The sequence below is a fragment of the Klebsiella sp. 28 genome, assembly GCF_018223905.1.
GTDB lineage: Bacteria > Pseudomonadota > Gammaproteobacteria > Enterobacterales > Enterobacteriaceae > Klebsiella > Klebsiella pneumoniae.
Genome location: NZ_JAGRQY010000231.1, coordinates 1 through 5,054, shown reverse-complemented (window position 1 = coordinate 5,054; position 5,054 = coordinate 1). Strand labels below are relative to the sequence as shown.

5 protein-coding genes are annotated in these 5,054 nt (G+C 57.2%); 2 read left to right on the top strand and 3 right to left on the bottom strand.

Features of this window, described 5'->3' with window-relative positions:
* Window positions 1-710 (bottom strand): diaminopimelate epimerase (dapF, locus tag KHQ28_RS26975; RefSeq protein ID WP_211777751.1); only part of this gene is annotated, 710 nt, incomplete at its 3' end.
* Window positions 711-745: 35 nt separating this feature from the next.
* Window positions 746-949: a lipoprotein gene (locus tag KHQ28_RS26970; RefSeq protein WP_002883392.1), complete on the bottom strand. Its 204-nt coding sequence runs from the start codon at window positions 947-949 to the stop codon at window positions 746-748.
* Window positions 950-1,095: 146 nt separating this feature from the next.
* On the opposite strand from KHQ28_RS26970, the gene cyaY reads away from it, so the two are divergent.
* Entirely contained in the window at window positions 1,096-1,416 is a 321-nt protein-coding gene (cyaY, locus tag KHQ28_RS26965) for an iron donor protein CyaY (protein ID WP_004146487.1), read from the top strand.
* A 133-nt stretch (window positions 1,417-1,549) separates the two neighbouring features.
* On the opposite strand, the gene cyaA is transcribed toward cyaY, so the two are convergent.
* Window positions 1,550-4,102 (bottom strand): class I adenylate cyclase, encoded by a 2,553-nt coding sequence (cyaA, locus tag KHQ28_RS26960; protein ID WP_002883383.1) that lies wholly within the window; start codon window positions 4,100-4,102, stop codon window positions 1,550-1,552.
* 357 nt (window positions 4,103-4,459) lie between these two features.
* On the opposite strand from cyaA, the gene hemC reads away from it, so the two are divergent.
* Window positions 4,460-5,054, top strand: a 595-nt coding sequence (hemC, locus tag KHQ28_RS26955) for a hydroxymethylbilane synthase (protein WP_211777750.1), incomplete at its 3' end; no start/stop codon positions are given.

The following is a 5,054-nucleotide window of genomic DNA, read 5'->3' as shown; positions in this document are numbered from 1 at the left end:
GTTTCCGCCAGCAGCCCCTGCTGGATCCCCACCGCCACCGCGGCGCAGGCGCCGCTGCCGCAGGCCTGGGTTTCCCCCGCGCCGCGTTCGTAGACGCGCAGACGGATATGAGACCGGCCGACCACCTGCATAAAGCCGATATTGGCGCGCTCCGGAAAACGCTCATGGCTTTCCATCACCGGGCCGAGAGTTTCCACCGCCGCCGTATCCACATCATCAACCTGGATGACGCAGTGCGGATTTCCCATGGACACCACGCCGCACAATACTGTCTGCTCGGCGGCACGCATGATATAGGTCTTTTCCGCTTTGTTGGCGCGGAACGGCACCTGGGACGGCTCGAAGTTGGGCTCGCCCATGTTCACCCGCACCAGATCGTCTTCCGTTACGCTTAATACCATACGCCCGTTGGCCGTACTCACGCGGATATCACGTTTATTGGTCAGGCCTTTCAGCCGGACGAAGCGGGCAAAACAGCGCGCGCCGTTGCCGCACTGCGACACTTCGCTGCCGTCGGCGTTAAAGATCCGGTAGTGGAAATCCAGATCCGGATCGTAGGGCGGTTCGACGACCAATAGCTGATCGAACCCGACGCCAAGGTGGCGATCCGCCAGGCGGCGAATCAGCTCCGGCGAGAAAAAAACATTCTGCGTTACCGCGTCAACGACCATAAAATCGTTGCCAAGGCCATGCATTTTAGAGAACTGCATCATCTACTCCAGTTGCGCGGAACAGAACGTTATCGTTAGTAATTGACCTGGCTCGGACCACCGGTATCGCCACGATCGTTACGATCCGGCGTTGCGCTCTGAATGCCAGGGTTAACCGGTTTGGTCGGCGGCGGCGCGGTTTTGTCCGCCGGTGGGAAATAGAGAGGCCCTTTCAGACCGCAGCCGGTCAGGCTGAAGATCGCAAACAAAACGGCAAGCGTAGGAAAAACGTTTTTCATTGATAGTTGCCCGTGATTCATTCTTTCTGCTTTCTATCATCGCAGGAGAAGACGTAAAAGCAAGCCTTTAGCATCCGACTGCGCGCGCTTTTGTTTCGCGCTATACTGCGACCCATCTTCAAAAATCAAAAAAGCAGAATCAAATTATGAACGACAGTGAATTCCATCGCCTGGCCGATAGCCTGTGGATGACCATCGAAGAACGTCTGGACGACTGGGACGGCGATAGCGACATCGACTGCGAAATCAACGGCGGCGTGCTGACCATCAGCTTTGAAAACGGCAGCAAAATCATTATTAACCGTCAGGAGCCGCTGCACCAGGTGTGGCTGGCCACCAAACAGGGCGGCTATCACTTCGATCTCAAAGGCGACGAGTGGATCTGCGATCGCAGCGGCGAAACCTTCTGGGATCTGCTGGAGCAGGCGGCGAGCCAGCAGGCCGGTGAGGCGGTGAAGTTCCGTTAATGACGTGTTTCCCGGATAGCGGCGCATCGCGCCTTATCCGGGCTACCCGACGACTTAGAACCGTAGCCCTGCTAAGCGCAGCGCCAGCAGGGAATATCTGCGGATAGCGGCTCACGCCTTCTCCGGGCCAAATCTACGAGTAGCGCTGCTGCAGCACCGGCGAGGCGGTAACGTCCTGGCTGGTGGGTATCGCGGCGGCAATCGCCTGGGTGCGGAAAGGGATCACCTGGGTGCGCCCGTCTACTTCGACAATCTGATAGAACTGCGGCAGGTTGAAGTTGATGAAGCTGGAGCCGTAGGTGAAACGATCGTGCGATGACGAATAGAAGCGGCTGACGTCGCGCACCAGCTCCTCTTTACTGCCCTCGCAGTGATGATAGACCTCGGCGCGGTTGCTCTCATCAAGAATATAGATGTTAAAGCCGCTGTCGTTATTATCCGCGTCTTCAAAGAAGAACTGAATAATCCCTTCGCTGGCGAAGCCATCCACCACCGCCGGCAGCTTAACGTGATTGGTTTCCACCTGCACCGATAGCCCGTGCAGCTTGTTGTGCGAGATAGCGCCGTAGAACTCAATGGCGTTTTCCAGCTTCTGCACCGAAACGTTAAGACGTTCGAAGAACAGCCCCCACGTCTGGCCGGAGACGCGCAGCGCTTTGAAGCGCCCGGTATCCTGGCGGGTACTGGAGAGACGCAGTTCGATACATTCGGAGATCATCTGCTGCACGCGGGTGCGGATCAGGCCGCGCAGGTGCTGGCTATAGCAGAACACCTCCACGCTGTCCGGCGGCGCGGCGTCCTGGTGCATTTTGCCGAGGATCGTTTTCAGCGCCTCGATCATCGCCTGCTCGCCGTTAAAGTGCAGCGTACGCACTTCGTTCCACGAGTTGCGATACAGCAGGTCGACGCTGCCGATCAGGCATTTTTGCTCTTCGCCGAAGCTGAAAACATCCAGCTTACGGAAATCGAAGTGCACCACCTGGTTGCGGAAGGCCGCGGTTGGGTCATATTCGAGGTTGACGATAATCGCCAGGTGGCGGATTTCGCACGGGCTGTACAGCGCCTTTGGCGTCGGCGCCGGCAGGCGCAGCGGGAAGTGGTGCGACACGTCGGCCACCATCTCCTGCAGCTTCGCCAGATCGACGATGCCGTTGCCCTTAATAAACAGGCGGGTGCGTGAGGTCAGCAGGCCGTTAAACCAGGCCCAGGCCACCAGCTTATTAAGATAACGGTTATATTCCAGCGGCTGATGGCTGATAATCGATTCCATGTCCGGCGCGCGGTTGTACAGATACCAACCGGTACGGTTGGCGCGGCCCGGCGGCACGTGGATAAAGGTCAGGTTCGGTTCCGACAGATCCGGCGAAATTTGCGGGTTTACCAGCGTCACTTTCCCCGGCAGCGCTTCAAAGGCCGCATACAGCTTACGGGTCAGCACGCCAATATCCTGCGGGCTGGCGGAGACGCTAAGGTTATTGCGCCGCGCGAAGCGGATCAGATTACGATAGCTCTGCATCATGGCGTCGAGCAGTTCGTTGTGCGCCTTGCGCACTTCATCGATTTTCCAGTTGGCGCGGTTGTCGAGCATCATCAGACGCTTTTCGTCCCAGCCCCAGGCATTCACCAACTGGCTGACGACTTCGCGACGCCAGCCGACGCAGGCGCGTTCGCGGCTGAGTTTTTCACAAACTTTCAGGTAGAAGCAGCGGCGCACCAGATCGAGGCGGGTTTCATCTTCGATGGCCTGCAGATAGGTGGTCACGCGCTCCAGCATCATGCAGTACGGGTCGAGGCCGAAGGAGACAATCTCCCCGTCGTGCAAACGCTGTTTGATATCTTTCGCTAACAGGCGGTTATTGGGGTATTCCCAGGAGTAGGCTTCCAGCAGCAGCGTTTTCAGCACCGCTTTATAGGGGGAGTCGATACTTTTATACAGCTGCCACAGGCTGGCGCCGAAGTACTCTTCCGCCGACAGCGAACTGAGGCCGCCGAGATCGAGCCATTCGTTAGGCGTCAGCACGCCCTGGGCATACAGCCCCATCACGTAATCATCGTAATGCTCTTCTTCATCGCACGGCACCATATTCCACAGAATACGCTTGCCGGCGAGGCGCACCGCGGTGCGGTAGAACTCATCAAGCAACAGGATATGCTGGGTCGAACCGCAGTCTTCGCCGCCGAGGCTACCGCTTTCGTTATGACGGAAACGGTTTTCGTCGATCAGGAAGAAGCTGACTTCCACGCCGAGCGAGGCAGCCCAGCTCTCAAGCAGGCTGCATTTTCGCTGCAGCAGCTGACGCTCTTCGCTATCCAGCCAGGCCTGGTGACATACCCAGATATCAAGATCGGAAGAGCAGCTCTGGCCGACGGAGGAAGTACTGCCCATCGAGTAGACGCCGGTGATCGGCAGCTCGCCTTTCGGCGGCTCCTGAGTCTGCATACCGCGATGCAGTTCCAGTTCCTCAAGATAGTGGCGTTGGGTTTCATCAGGCGTGTAGAGGCAAATGCCACGGGGAACGTTACCGTCAAGGTAACCCGGCATCAGCGGGTGATGATAATGTAATAACGTTGGCAGTAGACTGTAAACCTGCTGGAAAGCGGGTCCCATGGCAGCAAGCGCGCGATCCACGCGCAATTGGTTGATGGCATCCAGTCTCTGTTTCAGTGTCTCAATATAGAGGTACAAGACATATCGCCTGATGTTCAAAAACCCGAGGTACAATAGTACGGAGGATTTCAGTATTTCAACAAAAACCGTCACCATTCGTCGTCGGTGTGGTTGTGATGAGCAGCGGACTGACAAATGGTTTAAAACGTGATCAATTTAACACCTTGCTCATTGACCGTAAAGAAAGATGCGCTACATACAAGTGTAGCACCGTTTATTACCTGTAAATTCCTCACTACGCCTCCGGCAACCGCCACGCGCATGAAAGGTTAAAAAAGAGTGGGCCGGAGCCACCTCCCACATAAACCGTGAAAACTAACATCCGTAAGACAACAATGTTAGGATGGATAGTGGTCGATAATGACGGTAACAAGCATGTTAGACAAAGTTTTGAAAATTGCCACACGGCAAAGCCCGCTTGCGCTATGGCAGGCGCAGTATGTTAAAGCGCGCCTGGAACAAGCGCATCCCGGACTGAAGGTCGAGCTGGTGCCGATGGTCACGCGCGGGGATGTCATCCTTGATACTCCGCTGGCAAAGGTGGGGGGCAAAGGCTTATTTGTGAAAGAGTTAGAGCTCGCCATGCTCGAAGGGCGCGCCGATATCGCCGTCCATTCGATGAAAGATGTGCCGGTGGAATTCCCGGAGGGCCTGGGGCTGGTGACTATCTGCGAGCGCGACGATCCGCGCGACGCGTTTGTTTCCAATCGCTATGCCTCGATTGACGAACTGCCGGCCGGCAGCGTCGTTGGCACGTCAAGTTTACGCCGTCAGTGCCAGCTGGCCGCCACCCGTCCGGACCTGGCGATCCGCTCTCTGCGCGGTAACGTCGGTACCCGGCTGAGTAAGCTGGATAACGGCGAGTACGACGCCATCATCCTCGCCGCCGCCGGCAGAGATTGCTCAGGCGACAGCGGCTGGCGAATACGCGCTTCCAGCTGCAGACGCTTCAGGCCGGCGGTCGGCCAGG